Raw genomic sequence first — 25,510 nt, 5'->3', positions numbered from 1 at the left:
GTCATTGATTAGACAAAGGACTTTGGACAAAGGACTTTGGACAAATGTCTTACATAAGTGTTCGTGGTGTTGACCATTATTACGAATGGATAAGGAAACCATCGGAGGGTAGAAATAAGCCAGTGATGGTTTTTGTTCACGGTTGGGCTGGTTCGGGTCGGTATTGGCAAAGCACAGCAGAGGCTTTGTCAGAGCAATTTGATTGCTTGCTCTATGATATGCGGGGATTTGGACGTTCTCGTGGCAAACCAACTATAGCCCAAGCAAGTGAATCCGTTGTAGAGTCTATAGAGTCGCGCTTGCCTGAAGCAGCATCCGAAGCGATCGCAGAGCTAACTTATGAGATAGAGGAATACGCTGACGATTTGGCAGGTTTGTTAGATGGGTTGCACCTCCAACGAGTGTACCTCAACGCCCATTCAATGGGTGCATCGGTAGCCACTTTGTTTCTCAATCGCTATTCCCATCGTGTAGAAAGAGCCATTTTGACCTGTAGCGGCATTTTTGAGTACGACGAAAAAGCGTTTACAGCCTTTCATAAATTTGGTGGCTACGTTGTTAAATTCCGTCCTCCGTGGCTGGGAAAAATTCCATTTGTTGACAGGATGTTTATGGCACGGTTTTTACACCGTCCTATCCCAGCTGCTGAACGTCAAGCTTTTTTAGACGATTTTTTAATGGCAGATTATGAAGCTGCCTTGGGCACGATTTTTACGTCAGTCAGCAAAGCAGCATCTGAGGTGATGCCCCAGGAATTTGCGAAAATAACGGTGCCTACACTTCTCGTTTCCGGACAGTACGACAAAATCATTCCCGCTGAAATGGGTCGTCAAGCTGCAGCCCTGAACGAGCAGGTGGAATTTACTGTTATCCCTCAGACGGCTCATTTCCCCATGTTGGAAGATGCACCAACTTATCTACAGCGAGTGCAGGAGTTTTTGCAGTTAGAGAGTACTGTAGGGCAGAAGAGGTAGCAATAAATGTAGAGACCTAGCATGCTACGTCTAGATCCCTATGGAACGATCGCAAACAACCTTTAACTGAAAGGCGTAGGTTTATGGTTGCGAATTTAAACAAACAGTACCTCAGTCCCCAGGAATACTTGGAGTGGGAAGAACGCCAAGACATGAAATACGAATATGTCAATGGCGAAGTCTTTGCTATGACTGGGGGTACCATTCCCCATAACGATATTGCTTTAAACCTAGCTACAGCGTTAAAAAGCTACCTTCGGGGTAGTCGTTGCCGCGTGAATATGGCAGATGCGAAAGTCGGCGTATCTGAAAATGGCCCATTTCATTACCCTGATGTTGTCGTCAGTTGTGATGAACGCGATAGACAGGCAATCAAATTCATTCAGAACCCTTGTCTTATTGTCGAAGTTCTTTCTCCTAGTACAGAAGCATACGACAGGGGTGGCAAATTTTATCAATATCGCCGCATTAAGACTCTGAAGGAATACGTCCTGATTGATGCTGAAAAAATCAGTGTGGAGTGCTTTCGGTTGAATGAAAACGGAATTTGGGAATTGCATCCCTACGAGGAAGAAGATGAAGTTCATTTAACCAGCATTGATTTTCACTTTCCCATATCTCTGGTGTACGAAGATGTTCAGTTTCCCAGCTAACCCTTAGGAAGATAGCAACCAACGCATTGTATATCGACCAATCTGCTGCAGTAGAAAACGGAAGAAGTTCTTTATAAGAAGCGGTTTAAAGAGTGACAACAATAGTAAAAATAAAAAAATAATAAAATGAGGATTGGTCGTAATATGAGGGGTGAAAAGAATTGCGATCGCAGTGCTCAAGTTAGTTAGATACCATGTCACTTTATTTATATCTCTAAGATTAATAAAAGTAGATTGCAGAAGTTTATTAAAAAGCACATAGCGAATAGCAATCAGTGCTGTAGTGATTCCAATCACAGTGAATATTACTAGCAATCCAGCAGGCTGAGTTAAAGTTAGAATTGTTAAAATGATTGGAAAAATTACAATTATTCCCAATTCTAGTAAATCAAGCCAACTTAGCCTAGTAGCAAAACTTTTCTGAAGTTGTGCAACAAACCAGTAGAAAGTAAAAATTACAAATATAAACAGTAGTACCCCAGTTGTGACTACTCCTCCTACCAATTCAAATAGCGATAATACGTGATTTATCACTATAGTATCTACTTGATTCTCGACTTGATATAGTTCTCCAGTTAAAGAAGCAGCAGGAACAAGGGAAGCTACCTCCCAAGCGAGCTGATTTAAATTACTGCGTAGGTTACTAAGTAGTTGGTCAGTTAGCCAATGATGGGTAGAGACAATGAGGAAGCAGTCTGGATTTTTGAGAAAGTCTCTGCGAACTTTATGAATAATATCACCATCAAACAAGACGTTACTTTGCAAAACACATACGTCTTGCTTTTGATTGGGAGGTAAAGTCGAGCAATCTCTATAGTATGAATTAAAAGTGAGCCCAGACTGGAAGGTCGTTTTTTCTTGTAAAGATTTATTTAAAAATAAACTGAGAATATTGACAATTAAACGCAAGTAAAAAGGTGGAAACCATTTTTTAGTATTACCCGGTTTCATTGAGTTCGTAATATTATCATTAAAGCAAGTATAGTACCAAAGAGGAACAAGCAGCCTTGGTGGAATGTATAAAGAATGACCTACTTTTTGCGCTTGCTGAATCTGTTCTACAACCGTCTCATTCAGATAAAAACTATACATCCCCCGGTCAACTGTAAGTTCAAAGGAAATACCTTGAGGGAGTTGCAGAAGAAAAGAGAATGCAGAATTAGATTGCTTATCTCTACTTGTTGTCTCGGCGTCCATTTCTAGATAGAAAAGATGAATGTGCGATTCCCTGTACCAATGTCATCAGAAAATTTAATACTCCACGCCACTGTTGCTCACCAGCAACCAACCCTTCATTATGTATTTTGATAATTAAATTTCTGACATCTTCATCCTCTTGAAAGAGTTCCTTATGATAACGGCTGATAATATCCCCATCCAGCTGCATGACAGTTTGGGCATAAATAATATCAATTTTGGTGCTTGTAACATCACTACTATCAAGTGCAGCTTTAAGTTCAGAAACTTTACGAAGGGTACGAAGAAATTTATCATTACCCAAGAGTTTTTGAATTTCTTCAATATCTTGTTGCCAATTTGGATTTTTTTGATTTTCTCCATCTGGAACTGGAGATGGATCTGGTAGTATTGGTCGAGCTAATTCTATATATTTTGGGTCTGTTTCAACTATGCCTCCTGCTTTTTCTTGAGTTATTTCTTCAGAATTCTTATTTTGTTCTTTTTGTTTTAAATTCTTAAGGCGAGCTTGGTATCTTTCTACTTTTTCACTTTCTGGATTGTAAAAATTCGGTTCTGCTGGATCGAGAAGAAGATAAAAATACTCTTTTTCAAGTTGTGCAAATAAAGCTTTGTAACGATTAATTAGGTTTTGTGGAATATTTTTGGCATTAAAGTAGTCTTTGTCACTTATGGCATAAATTTCTTGATATGCATCCCTAGCATTAAACTTTGCCCCAGTAATCTCGTCTACAACCATTGTATTCACTTCTAAAGCAGTGATGTCATCGACCAACACGCCTACAGACGATACAAATTTATGTAACAGTTTTCCGGCTTTACTTGAAATTTCATCAGTTTCGTTTGAAGTTTGATTTTTATTGGCTCGCATAATCATAACTGCTCAGTCTCCAATTTAAATTTAACGAATATTGCTTTGTTGGGAAGTTTTGCGAGACTTAAGCATTTCCATCAAAATTTCATATAATTTATGTACGCTTTCTATATTTTTTTGTATAATTTCCCGACCTTCTTTAACTTGACTTAAATGGAATTCTCGAAGTTCTGTATAGGGACCAGTCCCGATAAATTGACTGCCAATTTCATTTTTTATATTGCCGTCGATCAAGTTAATTGTGGTACACATTCTATTGCCCGGTTTGGGAACTTCTGGTTCATTTGGGTTTGGGTTATCCTGGTGAGTCGATGGCTCTAAAACCCAAGTCACAATTTCCAATTCAATAACTTCAACTATTGCTGTCTTGATAGTATCTATAACATCATCAATATTAAATCCCTTTTTATCGGCATTCAGCTGATTAAGTTTGTCTTTAAATTCGTTACTTGCCTTACTATCTTGACCATTGCTTAACATAGTCATATCTCCTATATTTTCCCGTTAGATGATAACAACAAGTTTAAATATAAAGCACTATTCTAAACCCTCTCGTCCTAACTTTGTTCCTAAAAATACATAAAAATTTAAAACAAATTAATTATTTGTCAAGATGATTGCCTTTAAAAAACTAAAGTTATAATTCCTCAAAACCTCAAAAGGGGTGGAACCAAAGGGTATTCCAGCAACTTGCTGCGGCTTGCGGTTAGACATTGGTGCTACTCTAAGTTATCATTGATACAACTTACACAGAAGTGAAATGGCTGAAACAGGAAAAATTAGAGTTGCTAAAGATAAGGCTGAGTTGGTCAAGGCTTTAGTTTCGGCTGATGGTACAACTGGTCCTTTCCAAACCTATGCTGATGCGATCGCTTTTGCTGCGGCTTTGGGTGCAAAGCACAAAAGGCGAGTTCCCTTAGGAGAGATATCCAAACGGGAACCAGGTTCCATAGGACAAGAAATCTTTGTATCCAGAGGATACGATTTAGTTATTAAGTTACTGGGAGTAACGACAACTCAAGATATTCAAATCCTTTCCTCTCAAGAAGCAGAATTTGAAGATGAGCGTCTTCGTATTTTTGAGGAGTATGCTAACGGTGGGCTGGAAATCTTACAAGCAGAAGTCCGGGGTACGGTGGATTATTTGGAACGAATTTTATTGCTTTTGAGTTTAGAGAGAACAAATGAGCAGCAGCCAGAAGATGAGTTTGATTTAAGTAAATTTATAAGTTTTTAACATCTTCATATTTTTGAGAAATACGCTTAAGGTGAGTTGGACATTTTACACGTAGAAGTTCGGGTTACAGTAGAGTTTTTAAAAAGGATTTTGTTTATTCTTAGCTCTGAACGATTTGAGAAAGCAGAGGAAGACGAGGAATTTGATTTAACTAAATTCCTGTCTTAAACTACTGTTATTTGAAATTAGTTAACATGGTACAACGTACTTGATAGAAACTTATTCCACATTAGTTTCGTTTTTATCTTCAGATGATTGTTTTTCAAAAAACTGATTGTAAATCTCAGGCAAGCCTGCTGCTAGTACAGAAGAAAATCTATCCCGAATCATGTCTTCTTTTTTCTGATCGCTCATTTTTTCATGGTCTTTACCATAAAATGCATTGGTATCAAACCCCCTATATAATATTTTATAAACATCAGTACAACCAGGCCATTGGGCTTTATTTGTATCAGCACCAAAGAAATTAAGCAATTTTCGTTTTGATAAAAGTTGGCTACCATTAGTAACATCGATTTCAACTTTACGAGAACCGAAGTACCACAGACACAGCAAGGAAAATATTCTATCTTCTACTGCTTTTGCTACCTTAATTTTGTCATTTCCAGGATTTATGGCTACAAATGTCCATAAACGAAAAGAAGAATTTTGCAAATTAGCATCTACTCTAAGAACTCCCTTGTCATAGAGCCGATCTAGAAAGCTCAAAACATTATCTATGTTGCCTAGATTTGAATCGTTTCCTTTATTGTCAAACTCGACCATTCTCCCTAGACGAACCATAGCTTTCTGAAATATAGCTTTAAAAGCCCATTGATTTTCTTTCATACTTCCAATGGCAGTCTGGTGTGCCAGGATTTCCCGGTTATGCCAATCACTGTCTTTGGCATTCTCTTGCTCGCGAATTATTGCTTTATGTTTACTGGTTTGAGCTTGAAATCTACCAAAAGTACCTTCAATTAAATTATATTCACGAGCGTATTGAAGTAAATTACGGTATGGTTTAAATTCCAGCAAAAGTTTGACTAACCAGGGACGAAAATTTACCTTAAATCCTTCTATTGCTGAATCTAAATAATTCTCCGGTATTCTTGCAAATGGTGTAACGGGTTCTCCGTCTTCGTCACAGTAGTCCTGTAGATAGTATTGCTCAAGGGTTCGCCCTTCATACTGAACTTTTTGGTCGTTAATGCCTAGGGTAGAATCAATGGTTTCAATAAATTCTACAACGTGTTTCTTTTCCATTGGATCGCGTGGTGGTTTTAGATCCAGAGTTGCTGAAACCAATAAATCGAGATGAACTAATGAATTTAAGTAGTAGTGAGTATCAAATCTGTTTGAGTCGTCTTGCCAACGTACTAGAGAAAGAGGTAGCTTATCTTGAGCATCCTCATTTGTTGTCTCTGTCAGCAATGTTCTGACACACTGGGCGTTAATACTTTTGTCATCAAGGATAAGCTCTCTAGCCCTGTCTACAGTCAATCATGGTAATCTCCAATAAAAACAATACAAACAGGGGTTATATTCGGAGAACATATCATATCAAATAAAACTTTACCGTTTTGGTAAATAAATTTTTTATACTTATTCAAATATCTCTACTAGAACAGCGATCGCCAGAGATCAATATTTTCAATTGAGATGATGTCTGGCAATTAACTGTGTTAGATAAGCGATCGCACTCTGAGCAACTGTGTCCAATCAACGATGTCTAGCGACAATAAGCAGAGCTTCTACGTACTTGTGATGATGGAGTTGATTTAGGCGATGCAGAAGCCGCCACTACGTGAATGCTGTCGTTTGTTTACAAAAGCCTTAAGTTGAAATTAACTTGCTAAAGTTACCTGGTGTAAGTCAGGAAAAGTACGCAAACTATAGAAAAATATCCTTAAATCCAGTAATGAGCATTATTAGAGATGCTACCTCTGACCTATATCAACGATAGTCTTCAAGATAAGGTCGAACCAAAATACCGTGCATGGGAAATTATTAATTCTGGAAAAGAAGAAATTAAAAGTGCTAACAAATTAGCTCTTGAAGATTTAGTTAAACAAGGAGTAAGTTTACGGAATATAGAGGCTCCTAAAGCAAATCTGAGAAATATTAATCTTAGTAATACCGATTTAAAGGAAGCTAACTTTAGTGGTGCTGATTTAAAAAATGCGGATTTGAGGGGTGCTGACCTTCAAGGGGCTGACCTAAGCAAGGCTATCCTTAAATCTGTCAAATTTACAAAAAAAGGTAATAGTAATTTCTTAACAGATCTTTTCACTGTAAAGAGAAAAGCGGCCAATCTGAAAGAAGCTAACCTCACAGAAGCTAACCTCACAGAAGCTAACCTCACAGAAGCTGACCTCACAGAAGCTGACCTCACAGAAGCTAACCTCACAAATGCAAAGCTCATCAAAGCTGACCCCACAAATGCAAAGCTTATCAAAGCGGATCTCACAGAAGCTGACCTCACAGAAGCAAAGCTCATCAAAGCTGACCTGAGAGGTGCTAATCTTCAGGATGCTAGGGTTAATGAAAAGACTGATTTAACGAATGCCTGTTACAATAAAGAAACTAAACTGCCAAAAAATCTTGACCCTAAAGCAAAAAAGATGCGTGAAGTTAACTCAGATCTTGCAACTTTACGTACAAACTTGGGGAATGTAAAAAGATACGCGATAAGACTACCTGATTTTTGTTGGCTTTTATCACTAAATCAAGAGTTGTGATTTAATACTGAGTTATTAAATTATATCAATTTTTCTTGGTGCAAGATGTGTTTCTTCAGAGTTAATAACGCTAAAGAGAAATGCGCGAAAAATCCATGATGGATATCAATTACGCGAACGAGCGTTTCATGATGGCGTCTACGTTCCCTTTACCCGTTTTATTAGCTTAAAGAATCTATAAATTCACAATTCATATGTACGTATTTTTGTCAAGTTAATTATTCTCAATTTTTAATGCGTTTGCCTTACTCTTTTACCAACTGTCTCAAATAAGCGATAAGCGAAGCTTATTGCCTTCAGCATATCGCTAACAATAAAACCTATCCTACGCCCTCCACAGCCCCCAAAGCCAAAAGTGCCGATCGCTGTGCCTGTTGTTCTGTACCCGTGAATTGTCCTTTCTGCTGGAATAACTGTTGTCCCTCAGTAGTACTTAAGTTTACTTATGCACAAACCACTGTTGCAGTACTTCAATGCAAAACTGAGCTTGTTGGTTCAGCATCTAATTGATTGGCAATCAAGGCGGTGTCTGGCGACAAGAAGCAGAGCTTCTACGCACTTCTAGTGATAGGTAATGTGGGCGATCGCTCTGAGCAACTGTGTCAAATGTGTGATATCATGTCTGGCGATAAAAAACAGAGCTTCTGCACCCTTCTGATTATGGGGTTGATGTAGGCGTTCTACCGAAGGTAGCAGCGAAGCTATCGCTCTCGTTTGTTTACGAAACCCTTAAGTTGAAATTAACTTGGCTTAGTTGCCTGGTGTAAATAAGTGAAAGTATGCAAACTAAAGTATATAACAACATATCGCACTTTACAGATAAATTGTTATGTGCGTAAACTCGACTAGACTTGTCGAGCTAATAGTCAAAAAACGTGAGAATTGAATTATTAGTGCATAAATAAATTTATTTTTACCTATTAAAAAAGTAGGAGAAAAGTTAGTCCAACAGGAGAATTCAATGGTAACAGCTACAGTAAAAGAGTTGCCAGCCAAAATTGGTCTGACCTAATTACTAATTAATCATTGAAGCAGGTTCCCCTTTAAGATAGTAGATATTTTATCAAAAAATAAAAATGTATACCAACAGTAAAATGGCACAAGAATCAAAAAACGAATGGATTTATTTTCTTGAGGAAAAACGACATAGTGGTAATATTTATGCAGCAGTTGCTCAAGCCGAAAAACTCATTACTGATAATCCCAATTACTATCGATAAATTTGTATTTACAAGAAAATTTGGCAAAGTTTTTTAACTTACCGTAGTGAATTGTCGCTTTAAAAAAGCAATACCTTCATGTGTCTCAAAACCAAGATCGCTGCTGTTAACCCAGTTACACCCGCAATATTCATATCCTCATCAAGGCGATCGCTCTGGTGGTGCTCGACTAATCCACTGAAACTCAGAGCCCAAAATTTCTTTTACTACGACATCAGGACGTTGTGTTACCCATTGCACTACTACTTTAACCAACAGCAAACTCAGTAAATTTCCGTTTATAGGGAGCCTTAAATGCCAGAACTATATCTTGTTTGGGAATTCCTGCTTCTACTAATTCATTAGCCACTCCAATTTCTGTACCATCCCGTTCAATCCAAATTTTGCCATCTTTAATTTCCACGTAGATATAGTTTGCACATGAGGATAATCTATAATTTTGGTATTGCAAGTGACTAAAGATATTCCATATCGCCTTGCAATTGCTATTATAATCCTGTCAACTGGGTATAGATGAAAATCACTTGGTAGTTGAGTGCTGGCTATGGCATCTATAGGTGACAAAAGCTCAATTACAGTGCCGGAATGAGTTGGCGCTAGACGGCTATTAGCATCCATGAGATTTTTTGTCTTTCTAAGTTGAACTTAAGTCGCGTTAGCGAGGAAGGCTGCTTCAGCTAAATCCATTGCGGCTGTATGTTTTTCTTGAATATTACTCATTTTTTGGCAACAAAAGATAGGGGCGTGCTAAATTCAACGCGGATACGAATTATTCATAGTTAATGGTGTAGCATAAAAGCATAACTTAACTTAATAGACTTCTTGGATTTTTAAGATCGCTTATGGAGTTGAAGCAAAATATTAGAGCAGTCATTCATCCAGGTGAACAGCACGGATACGTAGCAGAATGTCTAGAAGTTTCCGTCGTAACTCAGGGAGATACTCTAGATGAAGTTGTGCATAACCTTCGTGAGGCAGTCGCTTTGCATTTAGAAGACGAAGATTCAACTCAATTTGGCTTAGTAGATAAACCTTCTCTACTGGTAACTTTTGAACTCCAACCAAAATATGCCTAGACTCAAATGAAGATAGGCTGATACAGTAAAATTATAGTGCTAGCCTATAGTAAGTAGGTGGACAAGAATAAACAGAACTATATGTTAAAATTTATTGCTGCTTGTGTGTCATTTTTCTGAAAATCCTACTTTAAGATATCCATAAAATGTTAAATTTAGACCGCAATCTCTCTGAAATTTTTGCTTGCAGCAACAAAAAATCGAGATGCAGCATCAATAACTACATGACACGGTCAACCAAACAACGGCGTCAAGAAAGTAACTTCTAATAATTAATAGAGGTAAAAATGGAAACTACAACGAGAAAACAAGCTTTAATAAAAGCTATTTATGAGAGATTAGAACAAGCTTATGAAGATACTTTAGAGGATGTCATAGAACTTTTAGACATTCGTAAAGCAGAAGACCAAGAGGATATTAAAGCTTTACACGAAGCAAGAGAAGATATTAAGAAAAATGGCACTATTCCCTGGGAACAAGTTAAGCGAGAATTAGCCAGTGAAGAAATATAAAATTGAATTTTCTAATGCTGCATCTAAACAACTTAAAAAACTACCTATAAAAGTACGGTCAAGGATACAAACAAAAATTGATGAGCTAGCTGATAATCCCCGTCCTAACGGGGTTGTTAAGCTAGAAGACTCGGACAATGGTTATCGAATTCGAGTCGGTAGTTACCGAATTTTATATGATATTTTTGATGATGTGCTACTAATCAATGTTGTGAGAGTAGGGCATCGTAAAGAGGTTTACCGCGACGAGTAAGACAGTACACTAACAGCAGGAGAAAAGCCCTTTATTCATATTTTTGGTCTTCAAACAAACGATAGAGCCAAATATTTGTATCGATGAAAGACGCAACAGCAATCATAATTAGCGATTATAGATTTCGTCACGGCTAAGTATACCAGTTACTTGAACAGGTTTCTCAGTCAATTCATCAATTATGTCCTTTTTGAGTAGCGTTTTTTTCTTCACCAAAACAATTACTTTAATCTCATCTTCTTCACCAAGTTCTTCTTTATACTTATCGGGAATCTGAATTAAACCGTTTTGAATTTTTGCTTGAAACTCTACCGCATTTAACATCTTTAAACTCTCTTGTGTACCGATACAACTCAATATTAGCCCATCTTAGTCTTTAGTAAAAGGATTGTCGTGTTAGCAAAGCTTGCGAACGAGAAGATAAGCAATTATGAATTTGTACTCGCCTTCTTTTGAGGTGCTTTCCATACTTGTTTGAGAATATCTAAAAAAGCAAAGACTCCTTTTGGTAAGATGGCATCGGCTAAAATAATGACTCCAATAATTCGCTCTAGACGAACTGGCAAACTCCTAACCTGTATCTCTTCTGGTATGGGTTCGGCGGCGAGTCGAGCCATGACAGTCGCCCCCAACCCTTGCTTCACCATGCTGAGAATGGTTGAATCTTCTCTGACTTTGTAGTCCACTTTCAACGTTTGACCAAATTGTAAAAAATGCTCTTGGATGACTTTGTTGTGTTGTGGGCTGCGAACATTGACAATCATTGGGTACTCTGCTAACTGTTCCCAACTGAGTAGCACATCAGAAGCAAGCGCTCCTGGTGACAGCAGCGCAACAAACTCGTCTCGAAATAACTCCCAACCCTCGAACTCTTTTCCTGTAGGTAGCAACGTAAAACCTACTTCTGCTTGACCTTCTTGTAGTGCTTGTTCTACTTCTGCATACCTGTCATATTCGGTAATGACAACACCCATCGTCGGATACTTCTCGCGAAAACGAGCGATGACTTTTGGTAGCACGTGGGTTGCGATACTCCTCACGCAAGCAACTCGCACTTGTCCGCTTTGCAACCCTTTTTCTCGTTTGGCTTTTTCTAAAACGTTCCCCAACAAACGCAAAATTTCTTTTGCTTCCTCAAAAATTTCCTCTCCAATTGGGGTTAAGGTCGCACCATGACGACCTCGCACCAGGAGGACAACTCCTAGTTCTTCTTCTAATGTCGCGATCGCATGACTCACTGTTGATTGAGATAGACCCAACTCCAAAGCCGCTTCGCTAAAGCTGTTGCGATCGCCAACAGCCACCAAAGCTCGTAGCTGAGAGATTTTGAGATTACAGTCGTTGATTTTGCTCATCAAAGTCAAGAAAGCTTTCCATTTATCGATTTTATCGATAGATGGTATCGAGGCTATCGTTTGTTTTTGAATTCAGTCCTCAATACACTGTTTCTTATAGCTAAATAAATTCAAACAATGTCTTCATTATTTTCTCTCACGCTTTGCTTTGTCATTTTGTTGTTTAGCGTGACTAAAGGATACTTTGTTGCTTATTCTCTCGGTCTATCTTTAGTCATATTGCTTGTTACCTTTACTTATCAAGGATTTCCTTTCTTCAGCCTGCTAAAATTGGGTTACGCGAGCAGTCAAAAAGCTTTTTCCATCATCACAATTTTATTACTTATAGGAGTTGTGACATCAATTTGGATGGCATCTGGAACAATTCCTGCTTTGGTTTATTATGGGACTCAATTCATCAATCCTCAATATTTTATTCTTTCAGCCTTTCTTCTAACCTGTGTTATTTCCGTACTTCTAGGAACTTCCTTTGGTACTGTCAGCACTGTCGGTGTCGCATTGATGATTATGGCGAGAGAGGGAAATATCGACCCTCACATAATTGCTGGAACCATCATTGCTGGAGGTTATTTCGGAGACAGATGTTCCCCCATGTCTTCTAGCGCTCATTTGATTGCCAGTCTTACAAAAACGAACCTATATAGAAACCTGGCATATCTCATGACCACTGCTTGGTTTCCATTAATCGCTTCTATCATTGTTTATTTTTTCCTTTCCCTTGGCAATCCCATTCAAGCTGGAAGTCATAACCTACTGGCAGAAATTCCTACAATCTTTGACATAAACTTGCTAGTTTTATGTCCTGCTATTGCTGTTTTCTTTCTTTGTCTCTTAAAAATAGAGGTGAAAATTACCCTGATTATCAGTATTGCGATCGCATTATTTCTCGGAATATTTGTTCAAAATTATTCTGGGTGGCAAATGTTACAATTTCTTGTCATTGGATTTAATTTAGATTCCAAAACCGCTCTTGCTGAAGTTTTAACTGGTGGAGGCATTTTATCAATGCTGAGAGTTTCAATAGTCGTCGTTATCTCCACATTTCTTGTAGGGATTATTGTTGGAACTAAAACCCTAGCCTCCGTAGAGAAAATTTTTAGAAGAATTTCCTCCAAGAGTGGCTTATTTCTGAGCACTATTACAGTTGGTCTGGTATCTGCTGCTTTTGGTTGTACTCAAACACTTGCTATTCTTATGACCTATCAACTGATGAAAGACAAGTACCACCAGGAAAAAGTCAGCAATTATCAATTAGCAACCGATCTTGAAAATACAGCTGTTGTTCTTGCACCGCTCATTCCTTGGAATATTGCTGGTTTAGTTCCTGCAACTATTTTGATGACTGATTCGGGATTTATTCCATACGCAGTCTATTTGTATCTAATTCCGATTTTTAATTGGGTGGGATTTAAGTTGGTTGAGGCGAGGATGCAAAGTAAGTTTGAATAGACCACTTGCAAAAGAAAAAAATGAAAACTAACTGCAAATAAATGCAGATACATAAGTAAGTCGGTAAGAAAAAACGTAACTGGTAAGGGTCGTCCTTAGTCATTTGTCATTGGTCATTCGTAAGAGTTTCACATACATTTACATACCTATGACTTTGTGGTACCACATCCAAGCTTCTGGGTTAATCGGTTCCCCCACAGTTCCTAACAAACGCAGAGAAGATAGATTTCGCGCTTTGGGTAGATGTTCTCCCATCTTAATAAAAGCGCGAATCGCAGTAGGGGCAGTGTAGAAGATGTTGACGCCGTATTTTTCTATAATGTCCCAAAAACAGCCAGGGTTAGAAGCACGAGGCGCACCTTCATACATTATCGTCGTTGCACCGTTAGACAGAGGCCCGTAGACAATGTAGCTGTGCCCTGTAATCCAACCTACGTCAGCCGTACACCAATAAACATCAGTATCTTGCAGGTCAAAAATCCATTTTGTGGTCATGTGGGTATACAAGTTGTAACCTGCAGTGGTATGCACAACTCCTTTTGGTTTACCAGTGCTACCGGAAGTGTAGAGGATGAACAGCATATCTTCACTGTCCATTGGTTCGGCGGGACAATCTGCCGATACATTTTTTTGCAGATCGTGCCACCAGTGGTCTCGCCCCGGTTCCATATCAATTTCTTGGTCAGTTCGCCGTACAACCAGGACATTTTCCACCGTAGGAACAGCCCCATTAGCCAAAGCTTTGTCTACCTGGGGTTTGAGGGGTACGATCGCATCCTTGCGCCAACCACCATCAGCAGTGATGACAAGTTTAGCTTGGGCATCCACAAGGCGATCGCGCAATGCTTCAGCACTGAAACCACCAAACACCACACTATGAGGCGCACCAATTCTGGCACAAGCAAGCATTGCTATTGCTGCTTCGGGAATCATCGGCATATAAATGCCAACTTTATCTCCTTTTTTCACACCCAGTTGCTTGAGCACATTCGCAAATTGGCAAACTTCGCGATGTAATTGGGCATAGGTGATAGTGCGGGAGTCTCCTGGTTCCCCTTCCCAAATGATGGCAGCCTTATTTTTGCGCCAAGTGCTGAGGTGTCTGTCAATACAGTTGTAAGAAATATTAATTTTTCCGCCAACAAACCACTTAGCAAAAGGGGGTTGCCAGTCTAGCACTGTGTCCCACTTCTGGAACCAATGTAATTCCTGTTCTGCTAATTCTGCCCAGAATTTTTCCGGGTCTGCCTTAGCGCGATCGTAAAGATTTTGGTAGTCTTCAAGACTTTTAATATGAGCGTTTTGGGAAAATTCCTGGCTTGGATGAAAAAGGCGCTTTTCTTGAAGTATGGATTCTATGGTGACTTGGGACATGATGGTTTCTATTATTGGCGTTCCGACTGAAAACTATTGTGTACGCAAATTTACCAGAAGTAGGTTTGATTTTCGTTAAGATGTATGGACATTAACAGAGTAGGGGCTTGGTACACTACATCTCAAATAGGTTTAGTAATCATACTCTTGCTATGTGGTGGCGATAAAAGTACTTAGGAACAAGACGTTCTGAAAGCTAAGCAATACTGGAGAAATTATGAAAAAAGTGAAAGCACCAGTAAGTAGAAGTTACCGTGAATACTTAATTTCATCTCTTCAAGATACCCAAGAAGCTGCTGCTTATATTCAAACTTTCTTGGAATTGGAGGAAGATGGCGCTGGGCTTGAAATGCTAGGTTCAGCCCTCAAAAATGTGATAGATGCGCGTCTACAAGCCAACGATCTTTCGGAAACTGCCAAACAACATTATGAAAAACTGGATAAAATCCTTGCAGAAACTGGTGGGGCTGAAATTCTCACTTTGATTGAATTTTTGGATGCACTGAGTTACCGAATTGCTCTTGCGCCAAAAGATGACAATAGTTTTTCAGACAATGAATTATAGCATAGCTAGACAATAAGTTCCGAAAAAAGTACCAAATGTGACCTTTTGGACATCCTCTATGGAAATTGTTGCTTTTCATATTGCAATATGTTCATTAGTACTAGAAAAAGTGGTTAATACCTATGCCAATAACTCTAGAAGCCAGTAACTTATCTCTCAATGATGTTCATCGCCTGTTGAAACTGCAAAAGGCGTCAAATGCTTCATTTACAGACTACCTAACTTTAGAACCTCTGATTGAGTTGGAACAGCAGGATTTATCACGAATTAGTAACGACTTTGAGCGTTACCTTACTGCTGGAAAAGTTTCTGAAGGTTTAGTTAAATTTATGGCCATCGCTCCTTTAATGCGATTGGCTGGATTTTATGATGTACCCGTGCGATTAACAATGGAAGATGCGATCGCCATAGCCATTGAAGACGAGGACAAAAAGATTACAGGGCGGATGGATATTTTAGCTCTCAGCAACGCTCAAGCAACCACCGCAAATACGTTTTGGATTTTGGTGATAGAAACGAAAAATAGTGCGATAGACGTATTTGAAGGTTTACCCCAACTGCTGACTTACGCTTTTAAAAGCTTAGAAAAGCAATCCTCAGTTTGGGGATTAGCAACTAACGGACGCAGTTACCAGTTTGTACATTTAAGACAAGGTAACCCCTCAGTTTATCAGTTAATGCCAGAACTGAGTTTGATTGATACTGAAGATTCTATTCAGTTACTACAAGTGTTGAAAGCAATTTGCCAACTAGAAAATTAGGTAAGTCAAATTCCCGACAACTTCTGCTAAGTCGGGCATCTTTGCGCCTGCTGACTTCTACTTCACTTGGAAAAATTTGCGGAAAAAGAGAAAATAACGTTGAAGTTACTGCCAAACTAGTAGTAAATCTACGGATAGGACAGGTGAATGCGACTCAAACTTGATTTGCAAAGATTTTTTGACAGTTGCAACCCTAGCAAAACTCTAGTCTTGGCAAATCCTCAAGATAGACAATATTATGTAGACTTTGCTTCTGTGCGTGGTTCTAAAGTGATTGAAGCACTTGGGCGAACGATTGTACGCCTTTCACCAGATAAACCAACCTGCCAATTATTTACCGGTCATATTGGTTGTGGCAAATCTACAGAGTTGCGACGGTTGGAAGCAGAGTTAAAACAGCAAGGTTTTCATGTGGTTTATTTTGAGTCCACACAAGACCTAGACATGGCTGATGTAGATGTTACAGATATTTTACTGGCGATCGCCAGGTCGGTGAGTGAAAGTTTAGAAGCAGTAGGGATTAAACTCAGACCGGGATATTTTGCCAAACTATTAGGTGAAATTCATGAATTTTTACAAACTCCAAAAGAACTTTCGGGAGAATTATCTGTAGGTATTGCTAAAATTAGTGCTAAAACAAAAGATAGCCCCCATTTGCGAAGTCAGTTGAGGCAATATCTAGAACCTCGCACTAATAATATTTTAGAATCTCTTAATGAAGAATTCCTCACTCGTGCTAACCAGGAACTAAAAGAGAAGGGTAAGAAAGGGCTGGTGGTGATTGTGGATAATTTGGATCGGGTCGATCCAAGGGCGAAAAACCGAGAGCGATCGCAACCCGAACACTTGTTTGTCGATCGCGGCGAAGAGTTACGCAAACTGAAGTGCCATGTTGTTTACACAATACCCCTAGCATTGGTATTCTCTAATGAATATGAGACGATGAAAAATCGTTTGGGTGGTGGCGTGGGTCCCAAGATACTACCGATGGTTCCCGTGCAGTTACGCGATGGGAGTCCGTGCTCTGAAGGTATGGCGCTGTTGCAGCAGATGGTATTGGCTAGAGCTTTTCCCACAGTTAACTCCCAACTGAGGCTGGGTTTAATTGCAGAAGTCTTCGATACTCCGGACACGTTAAACAGGCTTTGCCAAATCAGTGGAGGTCACGTGCGGAATTTACTAGGGCTACTTTATAGCTGTCTTCAGTCAGAAGATCCCCCTTTGTCGCGGGAAGGTCTGGAAAATTCTATCCGCGAATACCGCGAAAGCTTGGTACTATCTATTACAAAAGATGAGTGGAAATTGCTGCGTCAAGTCGTTCAGCAGCAAAGTGTGAGTGGTGAAGATGACTACCAAACTTTATTAAGAAGCTTATTTGTCTTTGAATATCAGGACAAAGAAGGACGCTGGTTTGGTATTAATCCTGTATTAGCAGAAGCAAAGCAATTTCAGGTATGAGCGAGCCTATAAATTCAGAAGAGATTTCCGTGCAAAATGAGCGATCGCTAGCTACTCTCATCAGGGCGATCGTTCGTTCTCAAGGTCGCTTTGCCCTCATTTTAGTACGCTGCAACTACGCACATCTGCAAGAACGCATTTTAGAAGAGTTGCGCCAAAACCCTCAATTACACATTCTGGAAATAACTTTAGATAAGTCAGCTACAAATCTATATTCCATTATTCAGGCAAAATTGGCGACAGATGGGTTATCCCTTCCATCATCTGTTGCCAATGCCATTATGGTAATGGGGTTACAGTCAGTTACAAGAATTGACGATGTGTTGATTTCCATGAATCGAGTACGGGATGATTTTCCCCAAAACTTTTCATTTCCCGTAGTCATCTGGATTAACGATTTAGTGCTGCAAAAGTTCATAAAATTAGCACCGGATTTTTATACTTATGCTGGTGTACCCATTAAATTTGCCATCTCTACTACGGAGTTAATTCAAGTTCTTCAAAAAAAAGCAGATGGATTATTTTCTAAAATTCTGGAAACAGGTGGAGACAGTTTTTTAGACAATGCTGCACTCAAGATAGGGATGGATGCAGCTGAGATTGAATCAGCATTGGAAGAATTACACACTCAAGGTTGTTATGAACCAGAACTAGAAGCCAGCCAGCAATTTATCTCAGGACGCGATGCTTATAGTAACAATCAAATGGAGCGATCGCGTCAACTTTACGAACAAAGCCTTGCATTCTGGGAACAGAGAGAACAGAAAAATTCCAAGGATTCCACTCCCTCCCTCACTCCCTCCCTCACTCCTCCTTATACAGAACAACAAGCCTGCTTACTCTTCCACCTCGGGCTATGGTGGCGTAGATACGCAGTGTTACATCGAGCCGAGTATGACACAGCGTGTCGTCAAGCAGAAAGTTACTATCAACGGTGTGTGGAAATATTGCAACAAGCAAAGCGTTCCGATTTAGTCGCTCAATTTATCAACCCTTGGGGCGAGGTGCTGCAACAGTTGGCTAGGTGGGATGATTTGGAAACTGTTGCTAACACTGCTATTCAACTACACCTCACCTATCCCAATCCCATTAGGTTGGCAAATGCTTATGGTTTCCTTGCAGAAGTTGCATTGGGAAAATCTAATTGGGAGGATACTACGCAATATGCAGCAACAGCACTTGAAGCGATCGCACAATTATCAAATGAAAATTCTGCAATTAAACAACATTATCAGAGTTGGTATCAATTCTTAATATCTCAAGCTCAACACCATCAAAACGAAGCACAAGCAGCGCTACACAATTTAGAAACAGCCAAAGAAGGATGTAAACAGGATTACAACCCACAGCTTTACATACGGATATTAAATGCATTGAGCGAAATCCACTACCAGCACCGGAGGTATCTTGAAGCTTTTGAACTCAAGCAGGAAAGACGTTCCATTGAGCAACAGTATGGTTTCCGTGCTTTCATTGGTGCGGGGCGATTGCAATCTCAGCGACAGGTGATTCATCCTGCTTTGATAACGGTTGGTTCAACTGAATTGTATGGTGATGCTGTCGGGACAACTTCTCAGCAAGGAACCATTGCTCAAGAAATTGTTGCATCTGGGCGAGAGGAAGATGTTAAACAATTAATCCAGCGTATCAGTAGGGATGACCAAAAATTAGTCGTGATTTATGGTCCTTCTGGAGTTGGAAAAAGTTCGCTGCTGACAGCAGGATTAGTACCAGCATTGCAGGACATACCTGCTATTGATAGTCGAATTCCTTTGCCTGTGATAGTTAGATTTTACAGTGATTGGCACCAGGAATTGAGTAAAGTGCTTCGTAACACAACAGATAACCAGGTACAATCAAATCCAAAAATCCAAAATCATGAAGTTCTGCAACAATTACGGCAAAATGCTACTCGCAATTTCTTAACTATTCTGATTTTTGACCAATTTGAGGAGTTTTTCTTTAACTGTTCTCAACCATCTCAACGCAAAGAGTTCTGGCAGTTTTTGAAACTTTCTTTGGATAGTTTAGATATTCCCTATGTGAAAGTGATTCTTTCTTTACGTGAAGATTATTTGCATTATTTGTTAGAGTGCGATCGCATCATAAATTTAGAAGTTACCAAAAATGATATCCTGAATAAAGGAATTCGTTACTATTTTGGAAACTTTTCTCCAGAAGGTGCGAGAAAGGTCATTAAGAGTTTAACCCAACGTTCCTCCTCTTTAGAACCAGAACTCATTGATGAATTGGTACAAGATTTAGCTGCAGAAGAAGGAGAAGTGCGTCCCATTGAGTTACAAGTCGTGGGCGCACAACTGGAAACAGAGAAAATTACTCAGTTGAAACAGTATCAGGAAAAAGGGCCAAAAGAACAGCTTGTTCAAAGATATTTAGAAGAAGTTGTCAAAGATTGCGGACAAGAAAACGAAAGTGCTGCTCAATTAGTCTTGTATTTACTGACTGATGAGAATAACACTCGCCCATTAAAAACCTATGCTGAATTGGCAGATGCTTTAAAAGTTTTAGCAGCCGAAGTTCATAAATTAGAGTTAGTTTTAAATATTTTAGTGACATCAGGGATAGTCTTTTTGATACCGCAATCTCCAGCAGATCGCTATCAACTGGTTCATGATTATTTAGTATCTTTTATTCGGCAACAACGCGGTGCAGAATTATTAGCAGAATTGGAAAGAGAAAAACAAAAACGCCAATTAGCAGAGGCAAAGTTAAATCAGGTTTTAAAACAGCGGTTAAGAATAGCTTCCAGTGCAGGGGTTGGGTTGATAGCATTAACAGCCGTCGCTCTCACATTTGGAGTTAAGTCAACTATTGGTGAGACAAATGCCCAAATTAGCGCTCTTACCTCCTCTTCCGAAGCACTTTTTACTGCGACTCTTCAAGAAGAAGCTTTGGTAGAAGCGATTAAAGCAGGAGAAAAACTGCAACAAACAATTTGGTCAAAGTGGATGGAAGCTCATACCCGCAACCAAGTTGTTGTTGCTTTACGGCAAGCAGTGTATGAGTCAAAAGGCAGAGAACTCAAAATCTTCAAAGGGCATACCGCCTCGGTTTGGAGCGTCAGCTTCAGCCCCGACGGCAAGACCATCGCTTCTGCAAGTTCGGACAACACCGTCAAACTGTGGGATACCACAGGCAGAGAACTCAAAACCATGGCGCGTCTCTACATTGTTTTTCACCAGATGTCTAGTAAACACCGTGCTTAAGTGAACGATTGTCAATTGAAAACAGCTTGTCGCGATGCCCAAAAGGGCTTGTCAGTCCACCGGCTTTCACTACGGTAGATGAAACCATGATGGCGACGATACGCAGCACGGATTGCTTTTAACCGATTCACATATGCATCAACCAAACTCTCATCACCTGTAAGGGCAGCATCTACAGCCTGTCCTGCTTTCATTCCCGTGTATAGTGCATTAAAGATACCCTGTGAAGAAATCGGATCGAAGCTCAGTGCCGCATCTCCAGCTGCAATCCATTGAGACCCTGCAACGTTATTTAAACAACCACCCCCTGCTTCGATAAAACGCGGTAAATTAGTATAATTTACATCACACAAACATTTACGAACGTATTGTGTGTCCTTGAGATAATCGTCCCACAGGTCTGGTTTGCGTTGGATGTGTATTGCCCGTTCAGCATCGGTGTGAAAAATAATTACACGAGTGTGATGCGGCAGCCTTGCAGTATACCACCATCCATAGGGAACGGCTTCTATGAATGTCCGAGTCTCAGTGTCATCATCGGATGGAACAACCCAACGATAGGTAGCAAACAATGGAATGTCACGCTGCCGTATTGCGCCTTGACTCCGTGCAAGGCTAGCAGCACGACCGGTTGCATCAATGAACCAACGTGAGTGAACCTCACAATCCTGAAAGCGAATCCGCCACCTATGCTGCCACTGCGTCACTTCTTTAACTCGATTTCTCCACAAAACCGCTCCTGCACGAAGAGCTGCTAGTCGGAGTGCTTCGTCAAACTGAGCTCTATCTAAATGCCAACCCAGCCCATGGGGGTCATTGATGAAATCATTCACGACCAGCCGATCTGACCCCCAAGCACAGATGTTGCCATAACACGGTAAATGCGAACTTGAGTCTAGAGCAGCCAGCAAGCCTAAATTCTGCAATATTTGCCGAGCTGCACCCGGTAAAGATTCACCGACTTTGTGTGAATTTGCCCGGAACTCATCAACCAAGAGCACCTGATGCCCTGCTTGTGCCAAAACAAAAGCAGCTACGGCACCTGCAGGACCAGCACCCGCGACTAACACATCCCACATAGTCTTAACGGAACTTAATCTGTTTAAATTCTTCAAGTTGCTCAACGCTTTCCCAACCTGCACGTCGGATATGAGGAGGCGGGGTTGAGGGCTCCTCTAACTGCAAAGCTGCAAATTTGATTCTCAGCTCTTCAGCCCGTTCGGCGGTAAGACTCTCGACAAATATTACTGGTGGAAAATCAGGGTCGTTTTCTATACCTGGGCGTGGTTCGATAATCCCCATCTTGCCAAACTCAGCAACCATTTGTAGCATCTGCTCGGGCGCTGTTCCCTTTAATTCACGCAACCAACTTTTCCGTGTGTAATAAGCTGCTAGTCTTTGTTCTCGAGGTAAATCTACATTGATAACAATTTCATAATTCTCTTGTGTCAGAACTTGGTTCGGAACGCGAGCGGGCCAAAACGTAGGAATGTATGGATCGTATTCTGGGTCGTAGCCAGATCGACAGAAAGCTGTATCCCCTTGCCAAGGAAGCGCCATCCATCGTGTTAAGTCTCCCGGTCCTTGAGACGAGAGCGGTCCTCCTGGTTGCAGAGCAATTGTCTGAGTTAGAGTTGTGCCATAATCTGGTTCGGGTTCATTTGCATCTCTGTGACGCACTCGAAACGGCGCAGTGTAAAGTGTACTGTGACGCATGGGCCATGTTACCTCACATCCGGGATGAAAAGCATCTGCTAAACAGAAATCTAGGGCTGCTCGATCCAACATGGCAGGTTGTTCTGCGAGTGGTACTTCACTCAGGCTGGTCGGTGCTTTGAGTTCTCTATCCCAGTCATTTACAAAATTGCCGTTGACCCAAAACTCCATCAACTGCATCCGCACTTTTGATAAAGCCAGATTGTTCCGGGGAGAGTCGGGAGGTGCGCTTCCAAAGGCGTCACCATAAATCCACGGCAAAGGACTGCGATCGCTACTTTGAGTATTTGCCGGACGAAACATATTAAATACGATCTGCCGTAACTCATAATATAGATCGTCATCACCTTCCGGTGAATGGGCTAGCTTAGCAATTAATTGAGAGTCGGTAAAATCCATAGGGCTGCCTTTGCCAAATAGAGCCGCAAACCCTTTATTTACCCACTCTAAATTCGACAAACGCGACAAAATTGGCAAAATATCTTTGGAGAAGGAAGCCTTTGTGGGCATTGCTATCCAACCGCATTCTACATAAGTATCGACGAGTAAGTCGTAGAGTGTGCGCCATCCAATAATATCAGGGGCATAGTTAGGCGGGCCAACAATCACCCAACTTGGCTCAATGGGAATTTCTCGCCCAGCAATATTTACCTTAGCACTGACAGGACCATCAGAAATATCATCGAACCATCCATCAGCATTGTTAAAGCTATTGGAATTAGCGGGATCGAAAATAGGTGTTCCTTGGGGAGACTCAGATTTGCCAAACCCTCCTAAGACTAATAGACGCCCGACTGCGTCCGTTCGTAACTCACCCAAGGGCACTGTAACATCCATAAATTTACCGTTATCAAACTGGTAAGCTGCACCAGATGTGTTTTTGCCTTTAATTGTTCGCGCTCCCGGATCGATCGCTAGCGTCTTTCGTTCTTTTACTTTTGGATTCCGGAGGGGAACGGAGAGATCTTTAGCTTCGGGAATATCAAAGGCAGTTTGAAACTGGTACCACTGAGCCTTGCGATTGGCGAGATGTACAGTCCACTCGATATCTGCATTGTTGCTGTTGAGTTCTCCAACAACTTCACCGGCAGCATTGTAACCATATATTCGGAATCGAGCAGCTTGACGTTTAATAGCTCCTTGCGCGTCACGGATATCTCCTTGAGTTGGGTGTATCACTTCCGGTCCAAGGTAGTAGCCATCTTCAGCGGTACTGTTTCCCACACGTGCTACCCCAATCCCTGGATGAATAGCGGCGCGAACAATATAGCTGTCCTTTGCATCAGGCCAAACGGTACTGGGTCGAATTTCTTGTGGTTCTCCGATAGGTTCACCATTTACATTGCGTCTGAGTCTTGCTGACGCTTGATAGACTATCTTTCGAGCTTCTGCAATACTACCAACAGGTTTATGAGCGGCTAGAGTCCGCCACGGGTTAAACGAAAGCGTTTCACCATATGCTGCTTGACCACGAGCGTTAATATCTTGAGAGGGAAGAATTAATGTAGCGACGTGAATGGGTGGCGATGCAGTTTCACTCCAGCGAACAGTAGCGCGATCGATGGGCATTGTTTCGGGGTCAGATTGCAACTGGACTAAAAACTTCAGTCGTGCTTCGCCTTGATGAAGTCGCTGCACCAGATCGGTATGTAGATAATTGGGATCTTCGTAATCAGGCTCAGGTCCTGGTGGAACTATTTCTGGCTCTAATTTATACTTACAAAAATGATTTTCTCCAAAATGAAAGGGCATAGCGCTCCATAGATCGGTTTCTAGGACAGAAGGCACGATCTTTTCCATTTCATCGAGAATTTCTTTTGTTTTGGGGTGTGTATTCAACCATTCATCCGCTGCTTCTTGACTCGTTAAAGAAGCCTTTGTAAATGCACACATTTCATATGCATTATCTACAAAAAAGACATCTATATTTTGCAATAGCAGGTCAATGGTGGGAGAATGTTCGTCGGGAGGGAGAATTTTTTCTCCTGGAACGCCAAAAACTTTAATACCAATACCCACTGTGCTTTTCAGGTCAGGTCTACCATCTGGTAAATCGCTTGCATAACGCACCCACACTGGATAAGATGTAGTTTTGCTAAACAGACCAACCCTCAAGTTTTCTGGTAAATCGGGAACAATTTCTAAGCGTCCGTGGGCAACGCCATGCAAACGCAGAAAAACAGGGCGACGGGCTGGACATTGACCTTGCTGAATTCGTCCCATCTGTACCATCTCAACAAACATTTGTTCAAGGCAGGCAATAGGATCGGATTCGCAATCACACATGGGTGCGGTAGTAACACTGACAGAGCTTGGGGGTTGACGCATAACGAAACCTTATATTTTGAGCAAAAATTGAGCTATTTTGTTGTGCGTTGCAAAAGTACTTGATGAGTTTCCCACGAAAGAATCTGCTAGAACTTACCTATTGGCAAAATTGTGATTGTGTGAGAATTGTCATAAGACATAAATCACCTCAACTTAGGAAGAACCATAAAAATAAATATCCAGCTTTAGTGGTTGGTTTGTCGGCATAATTGGTGATTCCTTTTAATAAGGTGGTTAAGTATTTTTTGGCTCTCCTCTAGAGAACATAAGTTCTCATAACTGCTTTCTTAAGTAGGTGTAAGTGAAATTAACTTATGCACTTATTTCGACAAAATCCATTTAGGAGCAGTGTTACGTAAGCTGCGGTCAAAGGCAAACTAAACCGTCTAGTTGAATGTTCATAAAATTCTCCCTGATTTTCAGGATAAATAGTTATTGTTTCCAGTCAGAAATATTTAACAGCCGATGACAATCACTATTGCCACAGGATATTGCTGTGTGTTCAGTTATGAAAGCTGAACTATTATATCATCGACGACTGCGATCGCGTAACGGCGTTTA

The 25,510-nt window shown here is 40.5% G+C and carries 23 protein-coding genes and 2 pseudogenes; 14 read left to right on the top strand and 11 right to left on the bottom strand.

Going from position 1 to position 25,510, the window contains the following annotated elements; translation table 11 throughout:
• The first annotated feature begins 44 nt into the window (after positions 1-44).
• Together ACYRY3_RS09470 and ACYRY3_RS09465 are read left to right on the top strand one after the other, a co-directional pair.
• A complete protein-coding gene (locus tag ACYRY3_RS09470) occupies positions 45-974 on the top strand; it encodes an alpha/beta fold hydrolase (RefSeq protein ID WP_460201434.1) in 930 nt (309 codons plus the stop codon).
• A gap of 83 nt (positions 975-1,057) precedes the next feature.
• Complete coding sequence (locus ACYRY3_RS09465; protein WP_460201433.1) at positions 1,058-1,627, top strand: Uma2 family endonuclease; 570 nt, start codon at positions 1,058-1,060, stop codon at positions 1,625-1,627.
• Between the two features lie 3 nt (positions 1,628-1,630).
• Here the strand turns inward: ACYRY3_RS09465 and ACYRY3_RS09460 are convergent, their stop codons facing one another.
• From ACYRY3_RS09460 to ACYRY3_RS09450, 3 genes are read right to left on the bottom strand one after another with little or no spacing between them, the layout of a single operon-like run.
• Complete coding sequence (locus ACYRY3_RS09460) at positions 1,631-2,824, bottom strand: hypothetical protein (protein ID WP_460201432.1); 1,194 nt, start codon at positions 2,822-2,824, stop codon at positions 1,631-1,633.
• Positions 2,802-3,695 carry a hypothetical protein gene (locus tag ACYRY3_RS09455; RefSeq protein ID WP_460201431.1) on the bottom strand — a complete coding sequence of 298 codons (894 nt, stop codon included), beginning with the start codon at positions 3,693-3,695 and terminating at the stop codon, positions 2,802-2,804. The genes ACYRY3_RS09460 and ACYRY3_RS09455 overlap by 23 nt, the downstream gene beginning before the upstream one ends.
• Positions 3,696-3,725: 30 nt before the next feature.
• Positions 3,726-4,178, bottom strand: a complete 453-nt coding sequence (locus ACYRY3_RS09450; protein WP_460201430.1) for a hypothetical protein — start codon at positions 4,176-4,178, stop codon at positions 3,726-3,728.
• 280 nt (positions 4,179-4,458) lie between these two features.
• On the opposite strand from ACYRY3_RS09450, the gene ACYRY3_RS09445 reads away from it, so the two are divergent.
• Complete coding sequence (locus tag ACYRY3_RS09445) at positions 4,459-4,935, top strand: DNA phosphorothioation-associated protein 4 (RefSeq protein ID WP_460201429.1); 477 nt, start codon at positions 4,459-4,461, stop codon at positions 4,933-4,935.
• Between the two features lie 219 nt (positions 4,936-5,154).
• Here ACYRY3_RS09445 and ACYRY3_RS09440 read toward each other — a convergent pair whose 3' ends face one another.
• On the bottom strand, positions 5,155-6,180 hold the full coding sequence (locus tag ACYRY3_RS09440) for a hypothetical protein (RefSeq protein WP_460201428.1): 1,026 nt from the start codon (positions 6,178-6,180) through the stop codon (positions 5,155-5,157).
• Between the two features lie 11 nt (positions 6,181-6,191).
• On the opposite strand from ACYRY3_RS09440, the gene ACYRY3_RS09435 reads away from it, so the two are divergent.
• From ACYRY3_RS09435 to ACYRY3_RS09425, 3 genes are all read left to right on the top strand, one after another.
• Positions 6,192-6,356, top strand: a complete 165-nt coding sequence (locus tag ACYRY3_RS09435) for a hypothetical protein (protein WP_460201427.1) — start codon at positions 6,192-6,194, stop codon at positions 6,354-6,356.
• Positions 6,357-6,851: 495 nt separating this feature from the next.
• Positions 6,852-7,655, top strand: coding sequence for a pentapeptide repeat-containing protein (locus ACYRY3_RS09430; RefSeq protein WP_460201426.1), 804 nt, complete (start codon positions 6,852-6,854; stop codon positions 7,653-7,655).
• A 1,076-nt stretch (positions 7,656-8,731) separates the two neighbouring features.
• On the top strand, positions 8,732-8,875 hold the full coding sequence (locus ACYRY3_RS09425; RefSeq protein ID WP_460201425.1) for a hypothetical protein: 144 nt from the start codon (positions 8,732-8,734) through the stop codon (positions 8,873-8,875).
• A 247-nt stretch (positions 8,876-9,122) separates the two neighbouring features.
• Here ACYRY3_RS09425 and ACYRY3_RS09420 read toward each other — a convergent pair.
• Both ACYRY3_RS09420 and ACYRY3_RS09415 read right to left on the bottom strand, forming a co-directional pair.
• Positions 9,123-9,272, bottom strand: a pseudogene (locus tag ACYRY3_RS09420) (element excision factor XisI family protein); the annotation flags it as partial.
• Positions 9,209-9,493 (bottom strand): PIN domain-containing protein, encoded by a 285-nt coding sequence (locus ACYRY3_RS09415; protein WP_460201424.1) that lies wholly within the window; start codon positions 9,491-9,493, stop codon positions 9,209-9,211. The gene ACYRY3_RS09415 and the pseudogene ACYRY3_RS09420, both read right to left, overlap by 64 nt.
• Before the next feature lie 224 nt (positions 9,494-9,717).
• On the opposite strand from ACYRY3_RS09415, the gene ACYRY3_RS09410 reads away from it, so the two are divergent.
• From ACYRY3_RS09410 to ACYRY3_RS09400, 3 genes are all read left to right on the top strand, one after another.
• Positions 9,718-9,951 (top strand): type II toxin-antitoxin system HicB family antitoxin, encoded by a 234-nt coding sequence (locus tag ACYRY3_RS09410; protein ID WP_460201423.1) that lies wholly within the window; start codon positions 9,718-9,720, stop codon positions 9,949-9,951.
• A gap of 287 nt (positions 9,952-10,238) precedes the next feature.
• Positions 10,239-10,463 (top strand): hypothetical protein, encoded by a 225-nt coding sequence (locus ACYRY3_RS09405; protein ID WP_460201422.1) that lies wholly within the window; start codon positions 10,239-10,241, stop codon positions 10,461-10,463.
• A complete protein-coding gene (locus tag ACYRY3_RS09400) occupies positions 10,450-10,716 on the top strand; it encodes a type II toxin-antitoxin system RelE family toxin (RefSeq protein ID WP_460201421.1) in 267 nt (88 codons plus the stop codon). Before ACYRY3_RS09405 ends, ACYRY3_RS09400 begins: the two co-directional genes overlap by 14 nt.
• A gap of 108 nt (positions 10,717-10,824) precedes the next feature.
• Here the strand turns inward: ACYRY3_RS09400 and ACYRY3_RS09395 are convergent, their stop codons facing one another.
• Together ACYRY3_RS09395 and ACYRY3_RS09390 are read right to left on the bottom strand one after the other, a co-directional pair.
• Positions 10,825-11,040: a hypothetical protein gene (locus ACYRY3_RS09395; protein WP_460201420.1), complete on the bottom strand. Its 216-nt coding sequence runs from the start codon at positions 11,038-11,040 to the stop codon at positions 10,825-10,827.
• A 104-nt stretch (positions 11,041-11,144) separates the two neighbouring features.
• Entirely contained in the window at positions 11,145-12,071 is a 927-nt protein-coding gene (locus ACYRY3_RS09390; protein ID WP_460201419.1) for a LysR family transcriptional regulator, read from the bottom strand.
• Positions 12,072-12,188: 117 nt separating this feature from the next.
• Here ACYRY3_RS09390 and ACYRY3_RS09385 point away from each other — a divergent pair, with 117 nt between their 5' ends.
• Positions 12,189-13,520, top strand: coding sequence for a Na+/H+ antiporter NhaC family protein (locus ACYRY3_RS09385; protein WP_460201418.1), 1,332 nt, complete (start codon positions 12,189-12,191; stop codon positions 13,518-13,520).
• Positions 13,521-13,664: 144 nt separating this feature from the next.
• Here ACYRY3_RS09385 and ACYRY3_RS09380 read toward each other — a convergent pair.
• A pseudogene (locus tag ACYRY3_RS09380) lies at positions 13,665-14,894 on the bottom strand (acetate--CoA ligase); the annotation flags it as partial.
• Positions 14,895-15,111: 217 nt separating this feature from the next.
• Between ACYRY3_RS09380 and ACYRY3_RS09375 the strand changes: the two are divergent.
• The 4 genes from ACYRY3_RS09375 to ACYRY3_RS09360 all read left to right on the top strand — a co-directional run bounded on the left by ACYRY3_RS09375 (position 15,112) and on the right by ACYRY3_RS09360 (position 20,905).
• Complete coding sequence (locus tag ACYRY3_RS09375; RefSeq protein WP_460201417.1) at positions 15,112-15,459, top strand: transcriptional regulator; 348 nt, start codon at positions 15,112-15,114, stop codon at positions 15,457-15,459.
• 122 nt (positions 15,460-15,581) lie between these two features.
• Positions 15,582-16,220 carry a restriction endonuclease subunit R gene (locus ACYRY3_RS09370; RefSeq protein WP_460201416.1) on the top strand — a complete coding sequence of 213 codons (639 nt, stop codon included), beginning with the start codon at positions 15,582-15,584 and terminating at the stop codon, positions 16,218-16,220.
• A gap of 147 nt (positions 16,221-16,367) precedes the next feature.
• Complete coding sequence (locus ACYRY3_RS09365; protein ID WP_460201415.1) at positions 16,368-17,678, top strand: P-loop NTPase fold protein; 1,311 nt, start codon at positions 16,368-16,370, stop codon at positions 17,676-17,678.
• The gene (locus ACYRY3_RS09360; protein ID WP_460201414.1) at positions 17,675-20,905 is read left to right on the top strand and encodes an nSTAND1 domain-containing NTPase; all 3,231 of its coding nucleotides are present in this window, start codon (positions 17,675-17,677) and stop codon (positions 20,903-20,905) included. Before ACYRY3_RS09365 ends, ACYRY3_RS09360 begins: the two co-directional genes overlap by 4 nt.
• A gap of 11 nt (positions 20,906-20,916) precedes the next feature.
• Here the strand turns inward: ACYRY3_RS09360 and ACYRY3_RS09355 are convergent, their stop codons facing one another.
• Both ACYRY3_RS09355 and ACYRY3_RS09350 read right to left on the bottom strand, forming a co-directional pair.
• Entirely contained in the window at positions 20,917-21,984 is a 1,068-nt protein-coding gene (locus ACYRY3_RS09355; RefSeq protein WP_460201413.1) for an NAD(P)/FAD-dependent oxidoreductase, read from the bottom strand.
• A 4-nt stretch (positions 21,985-21,988) separates the two neighbouring features.
• On the bottom strand, positions 21,989-24,949 hold the full coding sequence (locus tag ACYRY3_RS09350; protein WP_460201412.1) for a LodA/GoxA family CTQ-dependent oxidase: 2,961 nt from the start codon (positions 24,947-24,949) through the stop codon (positions 21,989-21,991).
• Positions 24,950-25,510 lie beyond the last annotated feature (561 nt).

Source organism: Scytonema sp. NUACC21, from assembly GCF_054684315.1.
Note: the sequence above shows the minus strand (reverse complement) of the source record. Positions and strands in the feature narration are given on the sequence as shown.